Raw genomic sequence first — 26236 nt, 5'->3', positions numbered from 1 at the left:
GATGCCATGCCCGGCCACGCAGGACGTTCAGGACGCGGAGGATGACCAGCTAAGCGGGCACCGGTTCCTTCCCGGAACCGGTGCCCGCTGTGGCGGCGGTGTGTTCTTAGCGACGGATCGATTCTTCCTCGCGCTCGCGGGGTGATGGATCACTGTCCGGATTCGCCGCGGTCTCGCGGCCGTGGTCCCCGGACATGCTCGACAAGCTGTTCGACGGCGTTGCGTCATCCCGCCATCGCAGCAGGGCACCCACACCCTCCGGCAGGCTCACGTACTGCGCACCCAGGGTGGAGATCTCGGCATCGGTCGCCAGTGCCTGCCGGGCAAGTTCCTCGGCGTTGTCCGGTTCGTCACCGATCGTCAGGATGAGCTCGGACACCTGACCGCGCTGCAATGCCTCGGCGACCTCGGCCGCGCCGGCCACGGATTCGCCACCGCGGCTCTGATTCTCGGTGAACGTATTCGCCAATTGCTGTTGCCGCTGCGTGATGAACCCTTCGGTCACGCGGGCCAACTCTTCGCGGAACGATGCACGATCGAGGCTCTGCCCGCGAGTGCCTCCCGGGACCTCCTGCAAGATGGCCAGGGCCTCCTTGCCGAGTTCGTCCTTCAACAGTGACTGCGCCCGAACATCGCCGGTCAACAGCAGCATGTCCAGTTGGTGCTCGCGGACAATGGCGTCGACCTTTGCGGCCACCGCCTCCGCATTGCGTTCCCAAGAATCTTCCACGCGAGCTTCCTGGTTACTGGAGCGCCAGCCGTGTTGGGAGCCACCGCCCACGCTGGCTTTGTGCAGTTCGTCGTGGCCTCCGTCCACTGAGGCGTCCTCACCCAAACCGTTGTCGTTCTTGGTGATCTTGGGATTCTCCGGGGCGCGAAGATGCAGATCCGCGCCGGAACGGTCCACTTCCACGAGCAATTGCCGAACAGCCCGCGGGATCACCTGCAGCAGAGGTACCAGGACAGGCTCAGATCCCCAGTGGGCGGAATCCTCGCGCGGGGGTGCCGGCAGCACTCGGTCCACCAGAATGGCTGATCCGGTCGCCAGAATGGCGCGGCCATGTCGGCCACCCACGGGTGAGGGCTCCAACAGGGTGGTCTCGATCTCCTCGAGGATCTCGTCCGGGGCGCCGTCCTCTGCGAGTTTCGAACGGAAATGTCCCCATCGGGTGGACAGCCCCGAGGCGGAACTGGGATCGGTCCGAGTGGAGTCGATGTAGATCGACAGGAACGGTCCATCGGTCTCGAGCACGGGCGTGAGCCAAGACAGGTTCACGGTGACCTCCTGGTTGCTTGTCGGGCGACAGGGCGCCACAATGCGGCGCCGTGGTGCAGCTCACTGTTCCATGCAAATCAAGCGGGGACAAGGGATGAGCCCTGACGGTTGAGTGCCGAAAACTTGGAGGTTTCATGAGAACGCGGGCTGCGGGGTAGTCAGTCCCAGTCCGTGTCCCACACGGGATCCGCGTATCGGTTCCGCAGGAACTCACCGACCACCGCGGCGCCCAGATCTTCCGGATCCGGGGCGACCACCCGGCCCCCGGCCCGTTGGGCCATTGCTTGCACGAACCGCACCAGGCCCGGGTCATCACCGAGCCGGAAGAACGTGATCTCGGCGCCCTGCCGAGTGACCTTGTCCAGTTCGGTCACCGTGGTCGTCAGGGTTTCACGATCCGGGGGATAGGAGAACCACGCCTCGCCATGCGTCATCAGGTGAGCGGTGGGTTCACCGTCGGTCACCACCAGCAACACCGGCTGCATGTTGGGGTGCTGGCGAAAGAAGCGGCCGGCCAGCAGGAGGCCGTGGTGCAGGTTGGTGCCTTGCTCGTGCCACGCGGGCAGCGACGTCAGCTCCCCGATGTCCATGCGCTGGGCATACCGACCGAAGGTGATCAGCTCCAACCGATCACCCCGGAACCGGGTGGAGAGCAACTGATGCAGTGCCAGTGCCGTTCGTTTCATGGGCACCCAGCGGTTGTTGAGCGCCATGGAGTACGAGGTGTCCACGAGCAACACCACGGCGGCCTGCGTGCGGGCCTCGGTCTCGCGCACCTCGATGTCCTGCACGTGGATGCGCAGCCCCTTCACCGGGTCCTGACCGGCCGCCGCGGTGCGGCCGATCGCGTTGGTGACGGTGCGCGTGACATCCCACGGTTCCACGTCCCCGAATTCCCAGGCCCGGCTGGACCCGGTCTGTTCACCCGCCGCTCCGGCCAGACGAGTGTCCCGGCGACCCTGGCGCCCGGAGATCCGCCCGGCGGCGTCGCGCAACAGGGACTGACCGAGTTTGCGCATGGCGCGCGGGGACAGTTTCAGGTCCCCGTCCGTGCCGCGGCGAAGATAGCCGCTGTCCTGCATTGCCTTCTCCAGCTCGGCCAGGGTGCGGGCCGAGACCGCGGCGTCGTCGCCGAGTTGGCGTGAGAGCGCCTCGATATCCAGGTCGGACAGCGTGGACCCCGAATAGGACTGCGAGAGCTGTTCGGCCAAGGAATCGAGATCCGCCAGGTCTTGGAGCACTCCGGTGCCGTCGCCCAGCCCCAGGCCCTGATCGCCGTCGAACTGCTCGGAACCCGTCCAGTCCTCGCCGGGGCGCAGGGCCTGCAGGGACGCGTCCAGGCGTTCCAGCTGGGACATCAATTCGGGCGAGCCGAAGGCCTGCGCGGACAGCGACATCAGCTCGTCGCGTTGCTCCTGGGTCATGGAGCGCATCATGCGTTGGGCGGCCGCCGAGCGTTGGGCGAGCGCGTCGATCAACTCGTCCACGTCCTGTGGATTCTCGGGGAACTGGTCCCCGTGCTTGGCCATGAACTCCTCGAAGTCTTCCGGCGTGTCCTCACCGCGCGCGTGCTTGTCCAGCAGGTCGTTGAGGTCGCTCAGCATCTCGGCCACGGCCTGCCGGTCCTCGTCGGTCGCGTTCTCCAGCGTTTGCTTCATGCCGGCAAAACGCTGGTCGAGCATTTCACGGCCCAACAGGTCCTTGATCTGCTCGTAGTGCTGCCGGGCGGTATCGGACTGCCAGTCGTAGTCGGCGAGTTCGGTCACGGCAGCGGCGGGTGAGGTGGGCAGGCTGTCCAATTGCATTTCGCGGAACTGGCGGTCCATGGGATCCATGCGAGCGTCTCGCAGGAACTGGTTGCGTTCCTCGCGCAGGGCCTTCTCCAGCAGCTCCTTGACCTCCTGGATGGTGCCGTCCAAACGGTGCTTGCGCAGCAGATCACGACGCCGCTGGTGCACCTTGCGTGCCAGATCGTCCAGTCCGCGCTGGTTGCGCCCGCCCCGGCGCAGGAACTCACGCATCGCCTGTTCCGGGGAGTAACCGGACATGACGTCCTCGGCCACGGCGTCGAGAGCTTCGGCGAGATCGACGGGTGGTGCCAGGGGATCGGGGCCCCCGGAGTAACGGCCGTACCGGGAGGACCTGTGGCGGTTACGCATGATGGCCTCTATCCGTAGACGGTTTCCCCGTCACCGGTTTCCTTGGAGAGCTGACGAATGAGGAACAACCCTTCGAGGGCCAACTCGATGGCGGTGGCGCGATGACCGGGGGTGTCCCCGCCCACCTGTGATGCGATCTGGTCGTACAGGTCGCTGTCCTCCAGTTCGGGCAGGGCGTCCAGGAACTCCTGGGCGGTGACCTGCTCACCGGTGGTGATGGTGCGCTTGCCGTCGAAGGCCTCCACGAGCGGACCGAAATCCAGCCCCCGGAAATGAGCCCGAACGGCGTCGGCGGTGGCGGTGCGCAACAGGTGCCCCAGGATCTCGTCCTCGCGGCCTTCCTCTCCGGACTCGAACTCGATCTTCCCGCCCAGCACGTCCACGGCGCTGTCCACGTCCACGAGGCGAGCCACGGCGTCTTCACCGGGGCGCACCGTGGCGCGATGCCTTGCCGCTGCGGCAATGGTTTCCGCGCCGGCGATCGCGAAACGTGCGGAGACACCCGAGGCCTGGTTGACCGCATTCGATTCGCGCAGCGCGCGTGTGAAGCGGGCCAGGATCTCCAGGATCACCTCCGGAACCTCGGCCGTCAGATGCGCCTCCTGGCGAGTCACGGCCATCTCGTCCGCGAGTTCCAGGGGATAGTGGGTGCGGATCTCGGCGCCGAACCGGTCCTTGAGCGGGGTGATGATCCGACCGCGGTTCGTGTAGTCCTCCGGGTTGGCGGAGGCCACGACCAGAACGTCCAGGGGCAGGCGCAGCACGTAGCCGCGGATCTGGATGTCGCGCTCCTCCATGACATTGAGCAGTGCGACCTGGATGCGTTCGGCCAGGTCGGGAAGTTCGTTGAGTGCCACGATGCCGCGATTGGCCCGGGGGACCAGGCCGAAGTGAATGGTTTCGGGGTCACCCAGCCGGCGACCCTCGGCCACGCGCATGGGGTCCACATCGCCGATCAGATCGGCCACGGAGGTGTCCGGGGTGGACAGCTTCTCCACGTACCGATCGGTGCGGTGCCGCCAGGCAATGGGAAGAGCGTCACCCTCATTCGCTGCGCGGCTCAGGGATTCAGCGGTGATGGGATCGAACGGGTGCTCATTGAGCTCGGACCCCTCGATCGCCGGGCTCCACTCGTCGAGCAATCCGGAGAGGGTGCGCAGCAGGCGGGTTTTTCCCTGGCCTCGCTCACCCAGCAGCACGATGTCATGGCCGGCAATCAGGGCTCGCTCGAGCTGCGGGATGACCGTGCGGTCAAAGCCGTGCAGACCGGGCCACGGATTCTCCCCGGCCGCCAGTGCGGCCAGGAGGTTGTCGCGAATTTCTTCGCGCAGGGTTTTCTGGACGTGACCTGCGGCGCGCAAGTCACCTACGGTGCGGATCTCAGGCTGAACGCTCACGCAGGCCACGCTACGCCCGGGGGTGGGCGGCGTCGACCCCTCGAAAGGGTGATGACGCCGCGTGACGGCCGTGCAACCGGTGGGCCGTGACGGGAACGGTTCGGCCACCTAGGCTGGGCGATGTGAGTCCCGAAACCACCACCCTGCTGCTGGTCCGCCATGGTCAGACACCCACCACCGGGCAACTCCTGCCCGGCCGCACCCCGGGATTGCACCTGTCCGACACCGGACGCGAGCAAGCGGCGCGCGTGGCGGAGCGGCTGACCGACCTGACGTTGACCGCGCTGTACTCGTCCCCATTGGAACGCACCCGGGAGACCGCGCAGGCAACCGCGCTCGCGACCGGCCTGCCGGTGATTGAGGACCATGGGCTGCTGGAACTCGAGGTCGGCGACTGGACCGGCGAGAAACTGGCCGACTTGGCGCGCAGGCCCGAATGGCAGACCGTGCAACACGAACCCGCGAGCTTCACGTTTCCGGGAGGAGAAGGTTTCCGGGACATGCTGGAGCGGATGGTCGATGCGCTCACTCGCATCCGCACCGCTCATCCCGGTGGCACCGTGGCGTGTTTTTCGCACGCGGACCCCATCCGGGCCGTGCTGGCACACGCCATGGGAACACCACTGGACAAATTCCAGCGGCTCAGCGTGGGACCGTGCTCGGTGTCAGCTATCGCCTATCCGTTGGGCCAGGACCCCGTGGTGCTCACCGTCAATTCCACGCAGGATTCCCTGGCCACGTTGACGGCTCAGTAAGGGGTCATCGTGGATGACCAGCGCACCCGTGAACTCCTGGAGCTCGGCGAGATCGAGATCCTCGGGCAGCTCGTGGAGAGCAGCAATGAAACATTTCTGGTCGAGCTGACCCACGGGGACGATCAACGCTGGGCCATTTACAAACCCGAGCTGGGGGAGCGGCCGCTGTACGACTTCGAACCGGGCCTCTACCGGCGAGAACGCGCGGCGTATCTGTTGAGCGAGTCACTGGGCTGGGGGATCGTGCCGCTCACCATCATTCGCGAGGATGGCCCCTTCGGCATCGGCTCCGTGCAGCGGTTCATTGAAACGGACGTGGCGCAGCACTATTTCACCCTCTACACGGATTGCCCGGAATCCCACGAGGATCTCAAACGCATGGCGGTCTTCGACGTGCTGGCCAACAACACCGACCGTAAGGCCGGCCACGTGTTGCGGGGCCTCGACGGGCGGATCTGGGGCATCGACCACGGATTGTGTTTCGCAGAGCCGTTCAAATTGCGCACGGTCATTTGGGATTTCGCGCGAGAGCCCATTGCTGAGTCCTTGTTGGCGGACATCGCGCCCCTCGAACACGAGATCCCGTCCGAGGTGGCGGACCTGCTGACCGCCGGGGAGGTCCGGGCCGTTCGGGAACGCGTGCGGGTCCTGGGGCTCTTGGGACGGCTGCCGGCGGATCCCACCGGACGGAGGTTTCCATGGCCGTTGATCTGAGGGGGCGGGAGGCCTATTCTGGCGTGCACGCGACACACATATTGCCGTGACGTTCTGAATTCAGGAGCATCTCATGAGCACCACCCTCGCCACCTATATTGCTCTGCCCGGCAACGCCGCCGAGGCCTTCGAACACTGGCACCGGGTCTTTGGCGGAGAGCTGGACCTGACGCGGTATGGGGATATGCACATGGAGGGGATGCCCTTCGAACCGGACCCCCAGCATGTGGCCCACGCAGTGCTGACCACTGCGGGCGGCCAGATCGCCGGTGGCGACGCCATGGAGGACGGCAATGACTACCTCGTCCGCGGCACCGCATACTCCCTGCTCTACTCGGTCGAAACTCCCGACGACGCTCGCGGCCTCATCCAGAAGCTCATCACCGGTGGGGGCTCGGTGGGCATGCCCTTCGAAAAGGCGCCGTGGGGCGAGTGGTACGGAACGGTCTTCGACCGATTCGGCGTGATGTGGTCCTTCTCAGCGCCATCTGCGGACTGATAGTAAGTACTATGATCGGTCTACGGGCCGGTCGACCTGACCGAGCTCGGAGCGAGGAAGGAACCCATCATGACTGAGCCCATTCCCGACCCCAACCCCATCGACAACCCGGACGCCGCCCGGGAACCACTGCGCGAGGACGAGTTCATCGGAACCACCGGTGACGAGGACTCGGCGTGGGAAGAGGACGACGCCCAGTGGGGCGCCGATGAGGACCCGCTCAAGGACGTGGACGAACTGGAGCTGAACAACCGGATCGACACGGCAGATCAAGAGCTGCCCACCGACCCCGACGTGGACTAGCCTGAACCCATGTCGCGATTCAGCCCCCTGGAATGGCCGGTCTTCCGGCAGTTCCGCACCGCAGACTCCACAGGCCGTAGCTCGGCTGTGGTGTCTCAGCACACCCGGGACATCACCTCGCGCACCGAAACGGCGGATCGGGTGGTGCAGAGCGTCTGCCCGTACTGCGCCGTGGGTTGCGGACAAAAGGTGTACGTCAAGGACGACAAAGTCATCCAGATCGAGGGCGATCCGGATTCACCCATTTCCCGTGGGCGCTTGTGCCCCAAGGGTTCGGCGAGTGAGCAGTTGGTCAATTCACCGGGTCGACAGACCCGCGTGTTGTACCGGGCGCCCCGCGCCAAGGACTGGCAAGAACTGGACGTTGACACCGCCACTGACATGATCGCGGACCGTTTCATCGAGTCCCGACGCCGCGGCTGGCAAGACACGGACGATCAGGGCCGTCCGCTGCGTCGCACCATGGGCATTGCGTCGCTGGGCGGTGCGACCCTGGACAATGAAGAGAACTATCTGATCAAGAAGCTCTTCACCGCTGCCGGGGCCGTGCAGATCGAGAACCAAGCCCGTATTTGACACTCTTCCACGGTTCCCAGTTTGGGAACCTCATTTGGCCGCGGTGGCGCCACACAGTCACTGCAGGACATGGCGAACGCCGATTGCATCATCATCCAGGGTTCCAACATGGCCGAGTGCCATCCCGTGGGTTTCCAATGGGTGACCGAAGCCAAGGCACGCGGCGCCAAAGTTATTCACGTTGATCCGCGATTTACGCGCACCAGTGCGGTGGCGGACAAGCACGTGCCGATTCGGATGGGCACGGATATCGTGCTGCTGGGTGCGCTCATCAATTACGTGCTGAGCAACGACCTGTGGTTCGACGAGTACGTGCGTGCCTACACCAATGCTGCGAACCTCGTGAACGAGGACTTCCTGGACACCGAGGACCTGGACGGATTGTTCTCCGGGTTCAGCATCAAGGACAACGCGTACGACATGGAGTCGTGGTCCTACCAGACCACCGAACAAAACGATCAGGATCCCGAGGACGCAACCGAGACCGATCCCGCGACGTCGGGCCGGGACCGTGGGGAATCAACGGACCGTTCGGACCAGGCCGCACCCGAGAAGCACGAACAAGGTGACGACGAACGCGAGCAGGCCGGTGGTGACAAGTACGGAAGTGGTGGCGCGCCCGTGGGGCCCGGCACCCCGCTCCGGGACGACACCTTGCAGGACCCGCAGACCGTGTTCCAGATCCTCAAGCGCCACTACAGCCGGTACACCCCGGAAATGGTGCGCGACGCATGCGGTATCTCGATCGAGGATTTCGAGTATCTGGCACGGGCGATCACCGAGAACTCGGGTCGCGAACGCACCACGTGTTTCGCGTACGCGGTGGGGTGGACTCAACACACGCTGGGCGCACAGTTCATTCGCACGGCGTCCATCTTGCAATTGCTGTTGGGCAACATGGGGCGACCCGGTGGCGGCATCATGGCGCTGCGAGGTCACGCGAGTATCCAGGGCTCAACGGACATTCCCACGCTGTTCAATCTGCTGCCGGGCTACCTGCCCATGCCATCAGTGAAGACGGAGTCGCTCGACGAGTACCTGGACACGATTTCCAATCGTCAGCAAAAGGGTTACTGGGCTTACGCGGACGCGTACACGATCAGCTTGTTGAAGGCATGGTGGGGAGACGCTGCGCAGGCCGAGAACGACTGGGCCTACGACTACATCCCCAGGCTCAGTGGCCCACACGGTACCTACCAGACGCTCATGAGCATGCTGGAAGATGAGGTCGAAGGCTACTTCTTGCTGGGGCAGAACCCCGCGGTGGGATCGGCGCACGGCCGCCTGCAGCGCATGGGAATGTCCCACCTGAAGTGGCTGGTCGTGCGGGATCTGAACATGATCGAGTCCGCCACGTGGTGGAAGGACGGCCCGGAGATCCAATCGGGTGAACTGCGCACCGAGGACATCGAGACCGAAGTGTTCTTCATGCCCGCAGCCAGTTACGTGGAGAAGTCCGGGACGTTCACCCAGACACAACGGCTACTGCAGTGGCGTCACCAAGCGGTGAATCCGCCCGGGGCCAGCCAGAGTGAGCTGGAGTTCTTCTACAAGCTGGGCCGGCGGATCCGGGAGCGCCTCGCGGATTCGGATGATCCCCGTGATCGCCCGCTCCTGGATCTGACCTGGGACTACCCCACGGATGAGCACGGTGACCCCGAGGCGGAGGCGGTGCTGGCCGAGATCAACGGGCGGCACCTGACCGGTGAGCTCGCCGGCCGGCCCTTGTCGAGCTACACGCAGATGCGGGCAGACGGCTCAACCTCCGGCGGTTGCTGGATCTACACCGGCGTGTACGCGGACGGCGTCAACCACTCCTCCGATCGTGTTCCCGGCAGCGAGCAGGACGAGATCGCCTCGAAGTGGGGTTGGGCATGGCCCGCCAACCGGCGCATCATCTACAACCGTGCCTCGGCGGACCCGCAGGGTAAGCCGTGGAGTGAGCGGAAGAAGCTGATCTGGTGGGACGAGGATGAGCAACGGTGGGTTGGTAAGGACAACCCCGATTTCCCGATTGATCGCGCCCCGGGCAGTACCCCGGGTGAGGACACTCGGGGTGGTGACGCCTTGGCCGGGGATGATCCGTTCATCATGCAAGCGGACGGCAAGGGCTGGCTGTTCGCGCCCAAGGGCCTGGTGGACGGGCCCATGCCCGCCCACTACGAACCGCAGGAATCTCCGGTGGTCAACCCGCTCTACGCGCAACAACAGAACCCCACGCGCATGACCTTCCCGCGCTGGGACAACCTGTTTGCCCAGAGCGCCGGTAAGCCGGGTACGGGTGTCTACCCGTACGTGTTCACCACCTACCGCTTGACGGAGCAGCACACCGCGGGTGGCATGAGCCGCTGGCTGCCGTACCTGTCCGAGCTGCAACCGGAGATGTTCTGCGAAGTGTCTCCTGAACTGGCCGAGGAAAAGGGTTTGGAGCCGTACGGCTGGGCCACCATCATTTCGCCCCGGTCCGCGATCGAGGCCAGGGTGTTGGTGACCGAGCGGATGAAGCCCCTTACCGTGCGAGGGCACACCGTGCACCAGATCGGTTTGCCGTACCACTGGGGTGTCGGCCAGGACGCCGTGATCACCGGTGACGGCGCCAACGACCTGCTCGGCATTGCCCTGGACCCCAACGTCCACATTCAGAACAGCAAGGTCGGTTCGTGCGACATCAGGCCCGGCCGCAGGCCACGCGGACCCGAGGTGCTCGAACTGGTGGCGGACTACCAGGAACGCGCGGGGCTGACACCGGCAACCAGTAACACGACGGTCACCGATCCCCAACGGGAACTCACGGCCGAACAGATAGAGGATGGTTCCCCATGACCGGAGAAGCAGCCGCCAATCCGACAGCTGACGCCCACTACGACCACCCGCACCCGCGCAAGGGGTTCTTCACGGACACCTCCATCTGCATCGGGTGCAAGGCGTGCGAGGTCGCGTGCAAGGAGTGGAACCGTAACCCGGCCGACTCCGACTACGAGTTGCTGGGTTCCTCCTATGACAACACCGGTGCCTTGGGCGCCAACACGTGGCGGCACGTGGCCTTCATCGAACAGGGCGCGGAGCAAATCGATCGCGCCCGGGAGTCCGGCCGCGCGCTCGTGGATCTGGGCATGCCCCGGGTCGGCCCACCTCAGGGCGCGGCGTCCCCGAAAACGACGTCGCGGGGCACCATTCCCGTGACGCAGGCCGCCCCGGCCGGTTGCGGTTCCGGTGGCGGCGGGTGCGGTTGCGGCAGTTCGTCCTCGCCGGAGCGCTCCGCGGATTCCCCCGGTGGCCAGGGACCCGAGTCACCCGTGGATGCGTCCGTGCATCCCGACACCCCCGATTTCCGCTGGCTCATGTCATCGGACGTGTGCAAACACTGCACCCACGCCGGTTGCTTGGACGTGTGCCCCACGGGCGCGCTGTTCCGCACCGAGTACGGCACCGTGGTGGTCCAGGACGACATCTGCAACGGCTGCGGTACGTGCGTGGCCGGCTGCCCGTTCGGCGTGATCGAACGTCGCAGTGACGGCGTGTTCGAACCGAAGAACCAACGCGATTCCCCGCCCATGCCGGACACCGTCAAGGTGCCCCAACACGGCGTCGCGCAGAAATGCACGCTGTGCTACGACCGGATGAAGAACGATCAAACTCCGGCGTGCGCGCAAGCCTGCCCCACCACGTCCATCAAGTACGGCGACCGTGACTCCATGGCCGCCACCGCGCGGGAAAGAGTGGCGCAGCTGCACGATCAGGGCAGGACAGAGGCTCGGCTTTACGGCGCCAACCCCAATGACGGGGTGGGCGGCACAGGTTCCGTGTTCCTGCTTCTGGACGAGCCCGAGACCTACGGCTTGCCACCGGATCCGCGCGTTCCCACCGCGGATCTCCCGTACATGTTCAAGCGCGCGGGCATGGCCGTGGCCGGCATGTTGGCCGTGGGCGCCGTCGCTTTCGCCTCGGGCGGTCGCCGATGAGCGTCTCCGAATTCGACAACTACCGGCCACCCGAAGAGCCGCGCCGCAAGCGGAAAGGGAAAGGGCGCCGTCGTGCGTCCGGATCTGCTTTCCGCCGAGGCGGTGACGGGTCCCGGGAAATGCCCATGGTGCCCGAGCCGGAGTTCACGTCCTACTACGGGCGGCCCATCGTCAAGGCACCGCCGTGGGAGAAGGAAATCGGCGCGTACCTGTTCCTGGGTGGTTTGGCGGGTGGCTCCTCGATCCTGGCCTTCGGCGCCGAGCTGACCGGTCGGCCACTGCTGAGACGCAACATGCGACTGGCGGCCCTTACCGCGGCGAGCCTGGGTACGGTTGCCCTGGTGAGCGACCTGGGCCGTCCCGAGCGGTTCTTACATATGATGCGCACCATCAAGCCCACCTCACCCATGAGCCTGGGTTCATGGTTGCTGGCCTACTACGCCACGCACGCGGGTGTTGCCGCGGCCGCCGAAGTGGATTGGGTGACCCACGCGAAACTGCCCCTGGGGCCGCTGCGTTCCGTCCTGCGCTTCGTCGAGCGGCCCGCAGCAGCGGGTGCTGCGGTCACGGGCGCACCGCTGGCTGCCTACACCGCCGTACTGCTCGGTGATACCGCGGTCCCCACGTGGAACGCGATGCACAAGGACCTCCCGTTCGTGTTCGTGAGCTCGGCGTCCATGGCCGCCGGTGGTCTCGCAATGCTGACCACACCGGTCACGGAAACCGCGCCCGCGCGGACCTTTGCGCTCGCGGGCGTGGCGGGTGAGCTCGTGGCCATGCACCTCATGAAGGAGCGCATGGACCCCGTGGTCGTCGAACCTCTCGAGCAGGGCCGCCCCGGTACGTGGCTCGCATGGAGTGAACGTCTCGCCCTGGCCGGCGCCGCCGGAACGATCCTCGGCGGACGACGCCGCTGGGTGGCCGCGCTCTCGGGCGCAGCTTTGGTCACTTCCTCCGCGCTCACTCGTTTCGGGGTGTTTCAGGCCGGCAAGGACTCCGTGAAGGATCCCAAGTACACCGTGGAACCGCAGCGCAATCGATTGGCGAAACGCCGGGCCGCGGGCATCGTGGACGATTCGATCACGACCGCCGGCTGATCAGCGGACCCGAACCAGCTCGTCGTCGCGTTCGGGCAGGGCCACGGTTTCGCCGATCACGGGGTGTCCGGGCAGTTCGCCCACCACGAGCAGCCCGCCGGACGTCTGGGCATCCGCGAGGAACAGGAGGTCCTCCTCCGCGATTCCGGAGTCAGCCCTCAGGTGCGGGCGCACCCAGTCCAAGTTGCGGCGGGTGCCGCCTGAGACGAACCCGTCCCGCAGGGCCTCCGCCGCGCCGGAGATCATGGGCACCGCGCTGCGGTCGATGACCGCACCGACCCCGGAGGCGCGGGCCATTTTGTAGAGGTGGCCGAGCAGCCCGAAACCAGTGACATCCGTGGCCGCCTTCAGGCCCGCAGCCACGGCGGCTTGGGAAGCGTCCCGGTTGAGCTGGGTCATGGTGGCGATCGCTTCCTCGAACACCTCCCCGGTCTGCTTGTGGCGGTTGTTCAGCAAACCCACGCCCAGCGGTTTGGTGAGCGTGATGGGCAGCCCCGCCTGGGCGGCGTCGTTGCGGAGCAACTTGGTGGGGTCAGCGGTGCCGGTCACGGCCATGCCGTACTTGGGTTCGGGGTCATCGATCGAGTGACCGCCGATCACCGGGCACCCGGCCTCGGACGCAATGTCCAGTCCACCCTGCAGGACCTCTGACATCAGCTCCATGGGCAGCACATCGCGGGGCCAACCCACCAGGTTGATCGCCACGATCGGGTGCCCGCCCATGGCGTAGACATCGGAGAGCGCGTTGGCCGCGGCAATCCGGCCCCAGTCGTAGGCGCTGTCGACCACGGGGGTGAAGAAATCGGCGGTGGACAACACGGCGAGGTCCTCGCGGACCAGGACCGCAGCGGCGTCGTCGCCGTCGTCCAGGCCGACCAGGACATTGGGTGCCGTCTGCCCGGTGAGGCCGCGGACGGCCTGCTCGAGCTCTCCCGGCGGGATCTTGCATGCGCAACCCCCGCCGTGGGCGTAACCGGTAAGACGAAGATCGGTGGACCAGGACTGTGAAGGAGCCATATCCCCAGTGTAGGGAGGCCAGCCGAGCGAGCGGTGATAGGTTCGACACGGAGGCGTCTGAGTCCTGGTGGGCTCCCCGGTCTTCAAAACCGGTGAAACCGAGCATCTCGGTTTGGCGGGTTCGATTCCCGTCCGCTTCCGCCAACGTGCGCCGCACCCTTCGGCTCGAACCGAGGGCGGCGGCCGCTTGCCACAGGCACCCGAGACGCACAAGGAGTCACAGTGACCGGCGCAGACCCCCGTTCACGGATTCCCCGCACGGATCAGCTCCTGGCGCTGCCGGACGTTCAAGCCGCTCGAGTAAGGCTGAGCGAACACGTGATTCGCACCGTCATCACGCGGGCGCAGGATCGGGCCCGCCGGACGGAGATCGCACCGGAAGACGTGCAGGAAACGGTGATCGCAGCCTTGGCGGAACGGCGGGCCACTTCCCTGACCCCCGTGCTGAACGCGACCGGCGTGGTCATCCACACGAACCTCGGCAGGGCGCCGTTGTCGGCCGCGGCGCGTGAGGCGTTATCGGATGCAAGCGGTTACGTGGATGTCGAACTGGATTTGATCACGGGTCAACGGTCCAAACGCGGGGTGGCCACGCGCGAAGCGCTCCTGGCGGCATGTCCCGCGGCCCAAGACGCCCTGGTGGTCAACAACGGCGCGGCGGCCCTCGTGCTGGCCACCACGGCGTTGGCGCGAGACCGCGAAATCATTGTGAGCCGCGGAGAACTGGTGGAGATCGGCGCCGGATTCCGGTTGCCGGATCTCATGGAATCCACGGGGACTCGCTTGCGGGAAGTCGGCACCACCAACCGCACCCATGTCGCCGATTACGCGGACGCGGTCGGGACGCACACCGCGGCGCTGCTCAAGGTCCACCCGAGCAACTTCAGGGTCAGCGGGTTCACCTCGGACGTGCCCCTGCGGGAATTGCGCGCGCTCGCCGATGAGCACGACCTGCCCCTCATCATGGATGTCGGCAGCGGTCTACTGACCCCCGATCCGACCCTGCCGGATGAACCCAGCCTGAGCGAGGCGCTCGAGGCCGGTGCGGATGTCGTCATTGCCAGCGGTGACAAACTGCTCGGCGGCACCCAGGCGGGAATTCTGCTGGGCCGCACGGACATCATCCAGCGCCTGGCCAAGCACCCGTTGGCACGGGCCGTTCGTGCCGACAAGCTGACCCTCGCCGCACTCGAAGCCACATTGGTGTCCGGGAACACTCCGGTGCAGCGGGCACTCCACGCGGATCCCGAGCGATTACGCGCGCGAGCCGAGAGACTCGGTGATGACCTCGGGATGCCCGTGGTCCCCCACGACGGCCGCGTGGGCGGCGGGGGAGGACCCGGGGTGCCGCTGCCGGGGTGGGCGGTCCGCCTGCCGGAGCAAACGGCTCGGTTGTTACGACTCGGCCAGCCCGCCGTGTTGCCGCGCGTCCACGACGGCGCGTGCCTGATCGACCTGCGCTGCATTCCCGAGGACGACGACGCACGCGTTGCCGCCGCCGCACGCGCCGCATTGGGAGCACTGGACTGATGTACGTTGTCGCGACCGCCGGGCACGTGGATCACGGTAAATCCACGCTGGTCCGAGCCCTGACCGGAATGGAACCGGACCGTTGGGCCGAGGAAAAACGGCGCGGGCTCACCATTGATCTGGGATTCGCCTGGACGGATCTGCCGTCCGGGAACAACGTGGCCTTCGTGGACGTCCCAGGGCACGAACGATTCCTCGGCAACATGCTCGCGGGACTCGGACCGGCACCCGTGGTTTGTTTCGTGGTCGCCGTCGACGAAGGCTGGCAGGCCCAGTCCAGCGACCACCGTGACGCATTGGCGGCATTGGGGATCGAGCGCGGACTGATCGTGCTGACCAAGGCGGATCGGGCGCCGGAGCGGGTGGGGGCGGTGACGCAGCAGGTCAGGGGCGAGTTGGCCGGAACGGGCCTGCGGAATGCCCCGGTGGTGGCCGTGTCCGCCCAGAACGGGTCGGGTCTGGCTGAATTCCGCGCGGCGCTGGACGGCGTTCTGCAGGGCGTTCCCCTGCCGGACCCCGCAGAGCGGTTGAGGCTCTGGGTGGACCGGGCGTTCTCGGTGTCCGGAGCGGGCACCGTGGTCACGGGAACCCTGACCGCCGGAACGGTTCGGGTGGGGGACAAGCTCAGCGTGCTCGGTCAGGACCGCGTTCGCCCGGTCACGGTACGTTCGGTTCAAAGTCATAACCGCTCGGTCGAGACCATTGGGGCGACCAACCGCGTGGCCATCAACGTGCGGGGCATTGCTGCGGAGGACATCCATCGCGGTGACGCGCTCCTGACACCGGACGCGTGGCCCACCACGGGTGAACTGGATGTCCGCCGGACCTCCGGAATTTCGTTCGAGGACGCACCGGCGGAAATCCTGGTTCATGCGGGTTCCGCCTCGGTCCCGGCACGGTTGCGACCCTTTGACGCCGATCACGCGCGCGTGCAGCTGTCCCAGGAGTTGGCGCTGATCCCGGGGGACCGGTTGGTCATGCGCTATCCCGAGGCCCGCGTGTTGTTGGGCGGCGCGCGGGTTCTCGACGTGGACCCGCCCGAACTCAACCGGCGCGGCGACAGCGCGCGGCACACCCAATGGCTGGCCACCCTTCCCGAGACCGGGGATCCCGTGGCCGAGACCAAACACCGCGGGGCGGTGCGCGTGGCGTGGTTGCAGACGTTGGGACTCGTGGACTCGGGGGAAGCACAGCCTCCGCCCGGTGCGGACATCACCAAGGTAGGGCGCTGGTGGATTCATCGCCCGATGCTCAAGGACTGGGTCGAGACACTGCGCACCGCCGTGAAGCGGCTGCATGAGCGGGATCCGTTGAGCCCCGGCATGACCCGGGGCGCCGCAATCGATGAACTTGCTCTGCCCGGGCCGGAACTGCTGGCCACGGTCATCGGCGAGGCCCAACTCGAGGAACGGGGTGGACTCATCGCCGTTCCCGGCCGTTCCGGTGGGCTGGGCGCGGCCGAAAACTCTCTGGCCCGGGTCGAGGCCCAACTGGCCACGAACCCCTTTGCGGCGCCCGAGGCCCAGGAACTCATCGACCTCGGGCTGGGCCCGCGGGAACTGGCGGCCGCGGAACGTGCCGGGCGGCTGGTGCGGTTGGCGGGCGGCGTCGTGGTGCTGCCGAACGCTCCGGCCCTGGCCATGCGCGAGCTGGCGCGGCTGGAGCAACCGTTCACCACGAGTCAGGCACGGCAAGTGTGGGGGACCACCCGGCGCGTGGCCATCCCGCTGCTCGAGCATCTGGATGCGCGCGGTTGGACCCGGCGACTGGACGGCACCAAGCGGACCATCGTGCGGTAGGGCACCGGTGTGCCCTGCGACAACCACGCTCTGGGCAAAAGGGCCTAGTGCGTGTCGGAGTGCCAGAATAATCTGGGGAGCAAGCTGGGTGCTCGATGGCATTTTGCCCTTGAGTCCCAGTCGACTGCAAAACACCGAACAAGGAGAGAACATGTCGCAGAACGCGGACGAGAACCTCGGTAACGAGCCCATTGACTCTCGTGAGGACACGGGCGAGACCATCGGCGCGACAGGCGATGCGCAGAACCCCAGCCTAGAAAAGGATCCCGAGGACTGGGTGAGCGGGGACGACCCCATGACCGAGTCCCAGAAGTCCTATCTGGACACCCTGGCCAAACGAGCCGGCGAGGAACTACCCGCCAACCTGACCAAGGCGGAGGCTTCGGAGCACATCGACCGACTGCGCGGTTCCGGGTCCTGACCCCTTGCGTTGCGACGGACGTGGGCGGTGAGGCGGCGTGACCAGTAGATTGGGCGTGTGACTGACACGCACCCAACCTCCGTTCATTCCGTCGAAACCGGACACGGCGATCATCGCGTCGTGTTTCTCCATGGCCTCTTCGGCAGGGGCAAGAATTTCAGCATGATCGCCAAGGGGCTGCAGCCGGAATTCCGCAGCCTGCTGGTGGACCTGCCGAATCACGGGCAGTCCGAGTGGACCGAGGAACTCGACTACCTGGAACTCGCCGATCACGTGGCGGAGCATCTCAGGAGCGGCTTCGCAGCGGACGGACCCGTGGACGTGGTCGGACACTCCATGGGCGGCAAGGTGGCCATGGTGCTCGCCCTGCGCCATCCGGAGCTGGTGCGTAAGCTCGTGGTCGTCGATATCTCTCCCGTGGGGTCAGGGTCCGGCCGCAGCGAATTCCACCATCTGCTGGACGCACTCGCCGGGGTGGATATCGAGTCCGCCCAACGCCGCTCAGACGTGGATGCCGCACTCAAAGACCCCATCCCCGTGGCCACTGTGCGCGGGTTCCTGCTGCAGAATCTGAAGAACCACGGCGGTGGCCTGCGGTGGCAGCCCAACCTGAGCCTGCTGCGCTCGGAGTTGGAAACCATCATGGGTTTCCCCGACATCGAGACCGAACTCGACAACGCACAGTTCCCCGGCCGCGTGTTGTGGATCGCCGGTGAGAACTCCAACTACGTCAAGGACGAGGACGAGCCCGTGATGCGCTCGCTGTTCCCCAGCACCATTCGGCTGAAGGTGCGCGGGGCCAGTCACTGGGTGCATTCGGACCGCCCACAGGAAGTCATTGACGCGCTGCGGACGTTTTTGCTGTCCGAGCGGGAGTAACCCGGGCGCGCCTCGCGAAAGCCTCCGGTCGCTGCGTCCTTCCCGGCTGAAGATATTAGGGCACGTCACAGGGGCCTATTAATCAGCTGTCTTACGGTTTCTTCGCTACGGTGATCGGACGCTACCCCTAGGAGAGTCACATGAGGTCCGATCTGGCCCGCCGGTTGTTCGTTACAGCAGCGCAAATCTTTTGTTTGGTCGGCACACTCGTGGGGACAGGAGTGCTCGGTACAGAGGTGGCCGATTCTGCCGGCGGGTCGCTCTCGGACAATGCCACGTTGATTGCCCCTCTCGGTCCGGCGTTTTCGATCTGGTCGGTCATTTACGTTGGTCTCTTCGCGTACACCGTGTGGCAGTGGTTTCCCCGGAATGCCACAACGGCCCGCGAACGTCGGATCGGGTGGCTCGCCGGCATCACCATGATCCTGAATGCCGCGTGGTTACTGGTGATCCAGGTCGACCTGATCTGGATCAGCGTGCTGGTCATTCTGGCGCTCGCGGTCTCCCTCGGTCTTCTGGTCAAGCGGCTTCAAGAGAATCCCGAGTCATCGCTGCTCGGCCGCTTCATCGTGGACGGCACCTTTGGTCTGTACCTCGGTTGGGTCACCGCAGCCACCTGTACGAACATCGCGGCAGCGGGCTCTGCGTACGGTTTGGGTTCGGAGAGCACCACGGATGAGTGGATCGCCATCACCGTCATGGCCGTGGCGGTTGTGCTGTCCGCCATTTACGTGGCCGTCTTGGGACCCCGATTTACGGTGGCCGCCGGTATCGCCTGGGCCCTGGCGTGGATCAGCGTGGGTCGACTCACCGACGAGCCTGCTTCGCAGCTCGTCGGTATTGCTGCGGCCATCCTGTCCGCCGCGGTGCTGACCATCTGGGCGGTGGGACGTGCTCGTCTCAACCGTTCGGCACGTGAGGAGCGCGGCGTGGAACGCCGGCCCGCGTACTCCTGAGGATGAGCGACCGGGGACGCGCCGTCCGGCGCGGCCGGAGCTCGGAACCGCGTACATTCGGTGGGGTGACCAACCGCTCGACTCGTTCCCGCCCGCCGGCGGCGCCCGGTTCCTCCGCGGCCGGTGTTGCCCTGGTCGTCGCAGCGGCGCTCGTGACCCAGACCGGGGCGGCCATTGCCTATCAGATTTTTGATCGAGTGGGTGCACAGGGAGCGGTCTTTTTGCGTCTGCTCATCTCATCGGCGCTTTTGTGGATCGTCTTCCGGCCCTCCGTTCGGTCCGTCACGACCAAGAATCTGCCGGTGATCCTCGGTTTCGGGGTGAGCCTGGGTGCCATGAACATGTGCATCTACCAGGCCATCGCCCGCCTGCCGCTCGGGGTTGCGGTCACCATGGAACTGCTCGGGCCGCTGGTGCTGTCGGTGGTGTTGTCACGCAAGCTGAGCGGTGTGCTGTGGGCCGGTCTCGCCCTCGCAGGAGTGCTTCTGCTCAGTGGGGTCGGACCCAGCACTGACGGCTTGGACCCCGTGGGAGTGGCTTTCGCGTTGGCTGCCGCGAGCATGTGGGCGCTGTACATCTTGATGTCCCGACAAGCGGGGCGGGAGTTCCCGGGGACGCAAGGGCTCGCGCTCGCCATGGTGGTGGGCGCCCTACTTGCCGCGCCATTCGGGGTGGCCAGCGGCGGCGTCGAACTCCTGGACCCGTGGGTCTTGCTGATCGGCGCACTGATCGCCGTGATATCCTCGGCGGTTCCGTACGCCCTGGAGCTAGCGTCCTTACGGCGCCTGGCGGCGGAGACGTTTGCCATCCTGGTGAGTCTCGCGCCGGCCATTGCCGCGCTCGTGGGGTGGATCATGTTGGGGCAGGCCCTCGATCTCCCGGAGATCCTGGGCATGGGACTCGTGATTCTGGCCAGTGCTGCCGCGGTGCAATCGGCTCAGCGACACTCTGGCCGCCGGTAATCAATGAGACCCGGGGATAATCTGGCCCCATGGGATTTTCACGCGCAGAACTCGACGCATTTCGTGACCGCACGGTGCCGGACCTGCTGCCCGATCCGCTGAACCTGCTGTTCGCGGGAATCAACCCCAGCTTGTGGACCGCGGCAACGGGAGCGCACTTCGCTCGACCGGGGAATCGGTTTTATCCAGCTCTCTATCGGGCGGGCATTACGAGCACTCTCATTGACGCCAGGGACGGTTACTCGGAATCAGATCTCGCGCAACTGACGAGCAAAGGTATTGGCAACAGCAACATCTGCCCGCGCGCCACCGCACGAGCGGACGAGTTGACCCGCGAGGAACTGCTGGCCGGTGCGGATCGGCTGAATCGGCTGGTGACCGAGCGGCAACCGAGAGTGGTGGCCGTCCTGGGGATCACCGCATATCGTTCCGCCTTCACGGTTCCGAAAGCCCAGCTCGGTCAGCAGGAATCCCCGTGGCCCGGGGTGCAACTCTGGGTGGCGCCGAATCCCAGCGGTCTCAATGCCCACGCAACTGTCGACGATCTGGCCGCTGCGTATCGGGAGATCGCAGAGGCCGCAGGAATAGTTGTCAAACGTCCTTGACACCCGATGGTAAAGCTTGCTTGACTTAGTCAAGCGCGCTTTACATATCCGCCAGGGTCGTACGGGCCCGGATCAAGGGAGTCATCATGGCAACAACAACCCGGTCCCGAACCACGGGGAAGGCCCCACTGTCGGCGTACGTGCTGAGCGTCCTCATGGCACTCGTGCTTGCGTCCATCGTGGGGGCCGTTGCCTCGGTGTTTTACAGCGAGAACAGAGTGCTCGGGTTCGTGATCTTCGCGGCCTGCACCGTGGGCACGTTCTTTGCCCTGGGGTGGGTCCTGTTCGTCTCCCAGTACACCGTGATGGAGGACCCGCATGCGGAGGACAACATTGAGCATCGGTGGTACGACAAAGCCACGTCCGGCGCGTTCCACGACATACTCACAACGGGGGGTATTGCGCTCGTCGTACTGTCGATCACCAGGGTCGAGATCAGTGGGGTGAGCGTTCTGCTGGTGCTCCTGATCCTGGCCATGATCAGTGTCGCCGTGCGCTTCTGGGCGGCCAGGAGACGGGACTCCTAGTGGAGAACATCATGGCCGAACGGCGCGGGGAACGATCCTGGTCGCAGGCTCATCTGGCCGGGTTGCTGGGGGTATCCCGGCAGACGGTGATCTCCATTGAGCGGGGCCGGTTCGATCCCAGCCTGCCCCTGGCGTTTCGCATTGCGGAGGTCTTCGAGTGCCGCATCGAGGACCTGTTCACACCGCAGGCAACACCCGTAACCGATCCTAAAAAGAACTGACCCCGAGCCACTCCGGCGGGGCCGGGCAACTGGTCCTCTCCTGATTGCTGGGCCCGCAGGTACTCGCGCAGAACCTGCCAGGACAGAACCCTTCGGGAGGGAACCCTTCAGAACAGAACCCTTCAGGAGAGCACTCTGAATCCGATCTCCGGCAGGCTGCTCACCGTCCCGCCGCGGGCGAATTCCGCCCACTGAGCTCGCAACAACCGGCCCCGTTCCTGCATGTCGTTGAGGCTCAAACCCAGTGCGCTGGGCGCACCTTCCCACGCGCTCGACGGGAAGAGCAGCGGCAACTCGGCAATGTGGGCGGCGTTCAGCGGATGCTCCTCGTTGCCGTAGGACAGCACATAACCCGTGACGTTGCCCCCCGCAGCCGCGTGCCGAGAGGCGAACGCTTTGGCGCCGGTTCCGTAAATCCGCTTGGTCAGGGGTTTGACCACCAATTGTTCCAGGGCAGGGTCCCGCTTGGGTTTTTCAAGTCGCTTCAGAAGCACCGGGACGGCGGCGGCGAACAGCGCGACCTCGCGGGTCGTGTACCCCACCAGCACCTCGACCTCCGGGGCGACCTCTCGCCATGCCGCATCCAGATCCTTTTCAGCGGGCAATGGCGGATGTCCGTACTGCACTCCGAAGGGCATTTGGCCCTTCAACCCAAAGCGTGCCGCTGCCTTCTCCACCGTCGACTGAGCGGAGGTCACTTCTTCCCAATGGGCGTCGGGCGCCAAGCCGCTCACGGTGCGTGACATGACGGCGTTCATCTTGCTGCGGCTCTTCATGAGACCGAACGGTGCGCTTTGCACGATGGCGCGGCGGAACAGACCGCGGGTGCCCTCGGCGATCATGAGGTGGGCGGCGGCGTCGCCACCGGCGGACTGACCGAAAATGGTGACGTTGGCGGCGTCGCCACCGAAGGCCGAAATATTGCGGTGCACCCACCGCAGCGCTTCGATCTGGTCGAGTAAACCCAAGTTGGCGGGGCTGGTCTTGCCGTCGCCCAGGTAGCCGAACAAACCCAGGCGGTAGGTCACATTGACCACCACCACGTTCTGCTCGGCGACCAGTGTGCTCGGGTCGTAGAACGGCGCGTCACCGGCGCCGGACACGTACGAACCACCGTGGAGCCACACCATCACGGGCAATCCGGCATCCGGTTCGGTGCCCGCGGGCACGGTGACCGACACGCGCATGCAGTCCTCGTCCACGGGAAGCTTGCCGATGCTGCTGCCCACCGCCTCGTCGAGCAGGGGCACGGGTGCCTGGGGGCAGGCCGGGGACCACGACGTCGCCTGGAGCGGCTCGTTTGCATCGCCCACAGGCCTTGGTGTGGCCAGCCGGGCGGCACGGGCATAGCGGATGCCGGTGGCGCGATCCACGGGGCCGTCGTGCCAACCGAGCACCGTACCCGCCGGGGCGTGCCAGATCGGCTGTCCGTGCATTGCGGCCTCAGTCATCATCCACCTGTCGTTCGAGCCATCAACTCATGCCCACGGTGCGGGCGGAGCGTCCTGCCGAATCCTATCCAGCAAACGGGTGAGGATCATGTCACGCAGCGGTGTGGTACCTCGCGGGTTCAGCGCTCCGGCGTGAGGGTCCGCTTGTAGACCGCGCGCCCATTGGCATTGATGAGCTGCACGGTGAACTCCCCGCCGTCTTCCGCGACGGACACGTGCCCGAAGTACTGGTGGTCACCGTTGCGGGGCGAGGCCAGTGCGGGGCCGGCCTGTTCGAAGTCCACGCGAGGTCCGAACGTGCCGTCCAGGGTGTTGGGGCCGAAGGCACCCGCGTTGATAGGACCGGCCACGAACTCCCAGAACGGTTTGAAGTCCTTGAACGCCGCACGCTCGGGGGAGTAGTGGTGGGCGGCGCAGTAGTGGACGTCGCCGGTCAGGAAGACCACGTTCTTGATGTCGAAATCCTTGATGGCCTTCAAGATCCGTGCCAGCTGCAGTTCGCGACCGAGCGGTGCCCCGTGATCGGCGTTGGAGATGGACTCCTGGTCCTTACCGTCCGGGACGATCAGGCCCAGCGGCAGATCATTGCCGATGACCTTCCACGTGGCACGCGAACGGCGCAGCTCGCGGATCAGCCAGCGGGTCTGCTCCTCACCGAGGATGTCGGTCTCGTGCGTCTCCTGACCCGGGGTGTTCTCGCCCTTGAACGTGCGCATGTCCAGGGCGAACACATCGAGGTGGTCGCCGCGTTCGACCTTGCGGTAAATGCGGGCCGGTTCGAATCCCGTGCCGTGGGACAGCGCACGGGAATCGGCGATGGGCATGTACTCCTGCCACGCCTGGCGGCCACGAGCGGCCAGGGTGTCGACCTCACGCACCTGCGTGTAGCGCTCGTCCTCGAGGATCTCACCGGGCCACCAGTTGTTGGTGGTCTCGTGATCGTCCCACTGAGCAATCACAGGGACCTCCGCGTACATGGCGCGCAGATTCTTGTCCAACATGTTGTAGCGGTGCCTGCCGCGGAACTCATTGAGTGTCTCGGCGACCTTGGAGACCTCTTCGGTGACCAGGTTGCGCCACAGCGGTTCGTTCGCAACCTCCAGGGTCTTCTCAATGGGATTGTCCGCGTAAATGGTGTCGCCAGAGTGCAGGAGAAAGTCCGGTTCGGTCGCGTGCATGGCGGCGTAGCCACGCATCCCGCCGATGTCCTCGTTGATTCCGTAGCCCTGGCCCGCGGTGTCCGCGGTCCACACGAAGGACTGTGGCGCGGAGGTCTTCTGTCCGAAACGCCGGCCCGGAGCCGTGGTGAAACCGCCCACGGCGCGCTCACCCATCCGACCACGTTCGTCCTCGAACGCGTAGCTGACCTTGAACCGGGTTCCGGAGGGTAGCTTGCCCGCAAAGATCTTGGCCGTGTGATCGGACTCGGGGGTGGCCCACCCCGAGGTGAGACGAAGGCCGCGGGCGAACCGCCCGCGCAACGGTGCGCCGTCGGCGGAGACCGCCTGAAGCGTGGCATGCAGGCGACCCGGACCGGAGGAACGGGCCCACAGCACCGCCGAGTTGGCGGAGACATCACCGGAGGCGACGCCGCTGGGCAGAGTCAGGCGCTTGCTCACCAGCCCCGGTGCGTGGCGGTCACCGCGGTGTGCGACCGCGGTGCCGGGGATGGCCAGGAGTGCCGCGCCGGCAAGACTGCCGGAGACGAGTTGGCGACGGTTGACGGGCGCATTGTTGGTAGTCATGGGCCCATGGTGTCGGCCCCGCATGACATCGAACTTGCGGGTATCTGAACAGCAAGCGCGCTGGCTTCGAACTCGTCGCGCTAGTGGTTCTAGGCTGTACCGGGTAAGAGCTCAACGTGGAAAGTAGGGTGCAGCCGGTGGAGATCGACCCCAGAGCAGTATTCGACGTGGTGGATTTGCTGGGCGTGATCACCAACGGAATTCTGGGCGGGGTGGTGGCCCGGCACCTGAAAATGGACCTGGTGGGGTTCGTCATCCTGGCCATTGTGTCCGGGCTTGGCGGCGGCATGCTGCGTGACACCTTGCTGCAGCAGGGGTTCCCGGTGGCCCTGACCAACCCCGCCTACCTGACCACCGCACTGGCCGGCGCGGTGATTGCCTACCTGCTGCCGTTGGAGCAGCGGTGGACGCAGCGCGGGTTGTTCTTCGCCGACACGCTCTCGGTCGGTTGTTGGGCGGCCACCGGAACCATCAAGGGTATGGCTGCGGGCCTGGGCTGGATGCCGTCCATTTTGCTGGGCGTGGTGACCGCCGTGGGCGGTGGCATGATTCGTGACATTGCCGTGGGGCGAGTGCCCGCAATCTTTGGCGGCAACACGCTGTACGCGACCAGCGCCTTGATCGCCAGTGCGGAAATGCTGGTTCTGGCCGAACTGGGACAGCCCAACATTGGCATGGGTGGTGCTATTGCACTCAGCGCCATCATTAGCCTGGCCGCTCGTCGATTCGGCTGGCGGTTGCCAGGCCCAGCGAACCTCAACCCTAAGGCCTTCAAACGACTGGCCCGACTGCCTCGCTCCAGAAAGCATTCCCGCAAGAAACACGAACCCACCTCCGGGAGCGCGGACTTGGAGGGCGGGAGTAGCATCGCCCAGGAAGGCAGCAACTAGGAGGACACAGCATGGCATCCACCCACGTGACAGAGCAGATTTTGCAGGGTCAGTCGAACATCAAGGACTGGCAGGAGGAGTTGTACAAGGACTTCCACGCCCATCCGGAGCTGGGTTTTCATGAGGAACGCACGTCCGCCGTCGTGGCCGAGAAACTCAACGAATTCGGGTTCGAGGTCCATGACAAGGTGGGCCCCACCGGCGTCGTGGGCGTGCTCAGCAATGGTGACGGGCCCGTGGTGCTGATGCGCGCTGACATGGATGCGTTGCCCGTGAAGGAGGCCACCGGCCTGGACTACGCGAGCACCGAGACGTTCACCGATGAGAACGGGAACACCACACCGGTGATGCACGCGTGCGGTCACGACGTGCACGTGTCCTCCTTGTTGGGCGCCGCCCGCCTCATGTCCGAATCCAAGGACGCGTGGCAGGGCACTTTTATCGCCTTGTTCCAACCCGCCGAAGAACTCGGCACGGGAGCCCAGTCCATGGTGG

24 protein-coding genes and 1 tRNA gene are annotated in these 26236 nt (G+C 65.7%); 19 read left to right on the top strand and 6 right to left on the bottom strand.

Annotation, left to right across the window (positions count from 1 at the left end):
* Positions 1-106: 106 nt before the first annotated feature.
* From Q4E95_RS03925 to Q4E95_RS03915, 3 genes are all read right to left on the bottom strand, one after another.
* Complete coding sequence (locus tag Q4E95_RS03925; protein WP_303382064.1) at positions 107-1276, bottom strand: hypothetical protein; 1170 nt, start codon at positions 1274-1276, stop codon at positions 107-109.
* A gap of 158 nt (positions 1277-1434) precedes the next feature.
* The gene (locus Q4E95_RS03920; protein WP_303382063.1) at positions 1435-3435 is read right to left on the bottom strand and encodes a VWA domain-containing protein; all 2001 of its coding nucleotides are present in this window, start codon (positions 3433-3435) and stop codon (positions 1435-1437) included.
* Between the two features lie 8 nt (positions 3436-3443).
* A complete protein-coding gene (locus Q4E95_RS03915; RefSeq protein ID WP_303382062.1) occupies positions 3444-4832 on the bottom strand; it encodes a sigma 54-interacting transcriptional regulator in 1389 nt (462 codons plus the stop codon).
* Between the two features lie 122 nt (positions 4833-4954).
* Here Q4E95_RS03915 and Q4E95_RS03910 point away from each other — a divergent pair, with 122 nt between their 5' ends.
* From Q4E95_RS03910 to nrfD, 7 genes are all read left to right on the top strand, one after another.
* Positions 4955-5587 carry an MSMEG_4193 family putative phosphomutase gene (locus tag Q4E95_RS03910; protein ID WP_303382061.1) on the top strand — a complete coding sequence of 211 codons (633 nt, stop codon included), beginning with the start codon at positions 4955-4957 and terminating at the stop codon, positions 5585-5587.
* Positions 5588-5596: 9 nt separating this feature from the next.
* Positions 5597-6301: an SCO1664 family protein gene (locus Q4E95_RS03905; protein ID WP_303382060.1), complete on the top strand. Its 705-nt coding sequence runs from the start codon at positions 5597-5599 to the stop codon at positions 6299-6301.
* Between the two features lie 73 nt (positions 6302-6374).
* Complete coding sequence (locus Q4E95_RS03900) at positions 6375-6800, top strand: VOC family protein (protein ID WP_303382059.1); 426 nt, start codon at positions 6375-6377, stop codon at positions 6798-6800.
* A gap of 69 nt (positions 6801-6869) precedes the next feature.
* Positions 6870-7103, top strand: a complete 234-nt coding sequence (locus Q4E95_RS03895; protein WP_303382058.1) for a hypothetical protein — start codon at positions 6870-6872, stop codon at positions 7101-7103.
* 9 nt (positions 7104-7112) lie between these two features.
* Positions 7113-10502, top strand: coding sequence for a formate dehydrogenase (gene fdh / locus Q4E95_RS03890; protein ID WP_303382057.1), 3390 nt, complete (start codon positions 7113-7115; stop codon positions 10500-10502).
* Positions 10499-11641, top strand: a complete 1143-nt coding sequence (locus tag Q4E95_RS03885) for a 4Fe-4S dicluster domain-containing protein (RefSeq protein ID WP_303382056.1) — start codon at positions 10499-10501, stop codon at positions 11639-11641. The genes fdh and Q4E95_RS03885 overlap by 4 nt, the downstream gene beginning before the upstream one ends.
* Positions 11638-12738, top strand: coding sequence for an NrfD/PsrC family molybdoenzyme membrane anchor subunit (gene nrfD, locus Q4E95_RS03880; RefSeq protein ID WP_303382055.1), 1101 nt, complete (start codon positions 11638-11640; stop codon positions 12736-12738). Before Q4E95_RS03885 ends, nrfD begins: the two co-directional genes overlap by 4 nt.
* On the opposite strand, the gene selD is transcribed toward nrfD, so the two are convergent.
* Positions 12739-13755 (bottom strand): selenide, water dikinase SelD, encoded by a 1017-nt coding sequence (selD, locus tag Q4E95_RS03875; RefSeq protein WP_303382054.1) that lies wholly within the window; start codon positions 13753-13755, stop codon positions 12739-12741.
* A gap of 49 nt (positions 13756-13804) precedes the next feature.
* Here selD and Q4E95_RS03870 point away from each other — a divergent pair.
* The 10 genes from Q4E95_RS03870 to Q4E95_RS03825 all read left to right on the top strand — a co-directional run bounded on the left by Q4E95_RS03870 (position 13805) and on the right by Q4E95_RS03825 (position 21655).
* Positions 13805-13899, top strand: a tRNA-Sec gene (locus tag Q4E95_RS03870).
* Between the two features lie 78 nt (positions 13900-13977).
* Positions 13978-15285 (top strand): L-seryl-tRNA(Sec) selenium transferase, encoded by a 1308-nt coding sequence (gene selA / locus Q4E95_RS03865; RefSeq protein WP_303382053.1) that lies wholly within the window; start codon positions 13978-13980, stop codon positions 15283-15285.
* Entirely contained in the window at positions 15285-17084 is a 1800-nt protein-coding gene (gene selB / locus Q4E95_RS03860; protein WP_303382052.1) for a selenocysteine-specific translation elongation factor, read from the top strand. The genes selA and selB overlap by 1 nt, the downstream gene beginning before the upstream one ends.
* Before the next feature lie 151 nt (positions 17085-17235).
* Positions 17236-17505 carry a DUF3072 domain-containing protein gene (locus Q4E95_RS03855; RefSeq protein ID WP_303382051.1) on the top strand — a complete coding sequence of 90 codons (270 nt, stop codon included), beginning with the start codon at positions 17236-17238 and terminating at the stop codon, positions 17503-17505.
* A gap of 120 nt (positions 17506-17625) precedes the next feature.
* Entirely contained in the window at positions 17626-18384 is a 759-nt protein-coding gene (locus Q4E95_RS03850) for an alpha/beta fold hydrolase (protein ID WP_345311422.1), read from the top strand.
* Between the two features lie 140 nt (positions 18385-18524).
* On the top strand, positions 18525-19340 hold the full coding sequence (locus tag Q4E95_RS03845) for a TspO/MBR family protein (RefSeq protein ID WP_303382049.1): 816 nt from the start codon (positions 18525-18527) through the stop codon (positions 19338-19340).
* A gap of 131 nt (positions 19341-19471) precedes the next feature.
* Complete coding sequence (locus tag Q4E95_RS03840) at positions 19472-20302, top strand: DMT family transporter (RefSeq protein WP_303382065.1); 831 nt, start codon at positions 19472-19474, stop codon at positions 20300-20302.
* Between the two features lie 29 nt (positions 20303-20331).
* Positions 20332-20907, top strand: coding sequence for a mismatch-specific DNA-glycosylase (locus Q4E95_RS03835; RefSeq protein WP_303382048.1), 576 nt, complete (start codon positions 20332-20334; stop codon positions 20905-20907).
* Positions 20908-20993: 86 nt separating this feature from the next.
* Positions 20994-21434 (top strand): hypothetical protein, encoded by a 441-nt coding sequence (locus Q4E95_RS03830; RefSeq protein ID WP_303382047.1) that lies wholly within the window; start codon positions 20994-20996, stop codon positions 21432-21434.
* An 11-nt stretch (positions 21435-21445) separates the two neighbouring features.
* Positions 21446-21655, top strand: a complete 210-nt coding sequence (locus Q4E95_RS03825) for a helix-turn-helix transcriptional regulator (RefSeq protein ID WP_303382046.1) — start codon at positions 21446-21448, stop codon at positions 21653-21655.
* Between the two features lie 122 nt (positions 21656-21777).
* On the opposite strand, the gene Q4E95_RS03820 is transcribed toward Q4E95_RS03825, so the two are convergent.
* Together Q4E95_RS03820 and Q4E95_RS03815 are read right to left on the bottom strand one after the other, a co-directional pair.
* Positions 21778-23106: a carboxylesterase family protein gene (locus Q4E95_RS03820; protein WP_303382045.1), complete on the bottom strand. Its 1329-nt coding sequence runs from the start codon at positions 23104-23106 to the stop codon at positions 21778-21780.
* A gap of 119 nt (positions 23107-23225) precedes the next feature.
* Positions 23226-24851: an alkaline phosphatase gene (locus Q4E95_RS03815; protein ID WP_303382044.1), complete on the bottom strand. Its 1626-nt coding sequence runs from the start codon at positions 24849-24851 to the stop codon at positions 23226-23228.
* A gap of 116 nt (positions 24852-24967) precedes the next feature.
* On the opposite strand from Q4E95_RS03815, the gene Q4E95_RS03810 reads away from it, so the two are divergent.
* Together Q4E95_RS03810 and Q4E95_RS03805 are read left to right on the top strand one after the other, a co-directional pair.
* The gene (locus tag Q4E95_RS03810) at positions 24968-25741 is read left to right on the top strand and encodes a trimeric intracellular cation channel family protein (RefSeq protein WP_303382043.1); all 774 of its coding nucleotides are present in this window, start codon (positions 24968-24970) and stop codon (positions 25739-25741) included.
* An 11-nt stretch (positions 25742-25752) separates the two neighbouring features.
* The coding region (locus Q4E95_RS03805) for a M20/M25/M40 family metallo-hydrolase (RefSeq protein ID WP_303382042.1) at positions 25753-26236 on the top strand (484 nt) is incomplete at its 3' end.

Origin of the sequence: Kocuria sp. (assembly GCF_030536815.1) — a bacterium.
Lineage (GTDB): Bacteria > Actinomycetota > Actinomycetes > Actinomycetales > Micrococcaceae > Kocuria > Kocuria gwangalliensis.
The sequence above is the reverse complement of the archived record's forward strand: the minus strand, read 5'-3'. Positions and strand labels throughout refer to the sequence as shown.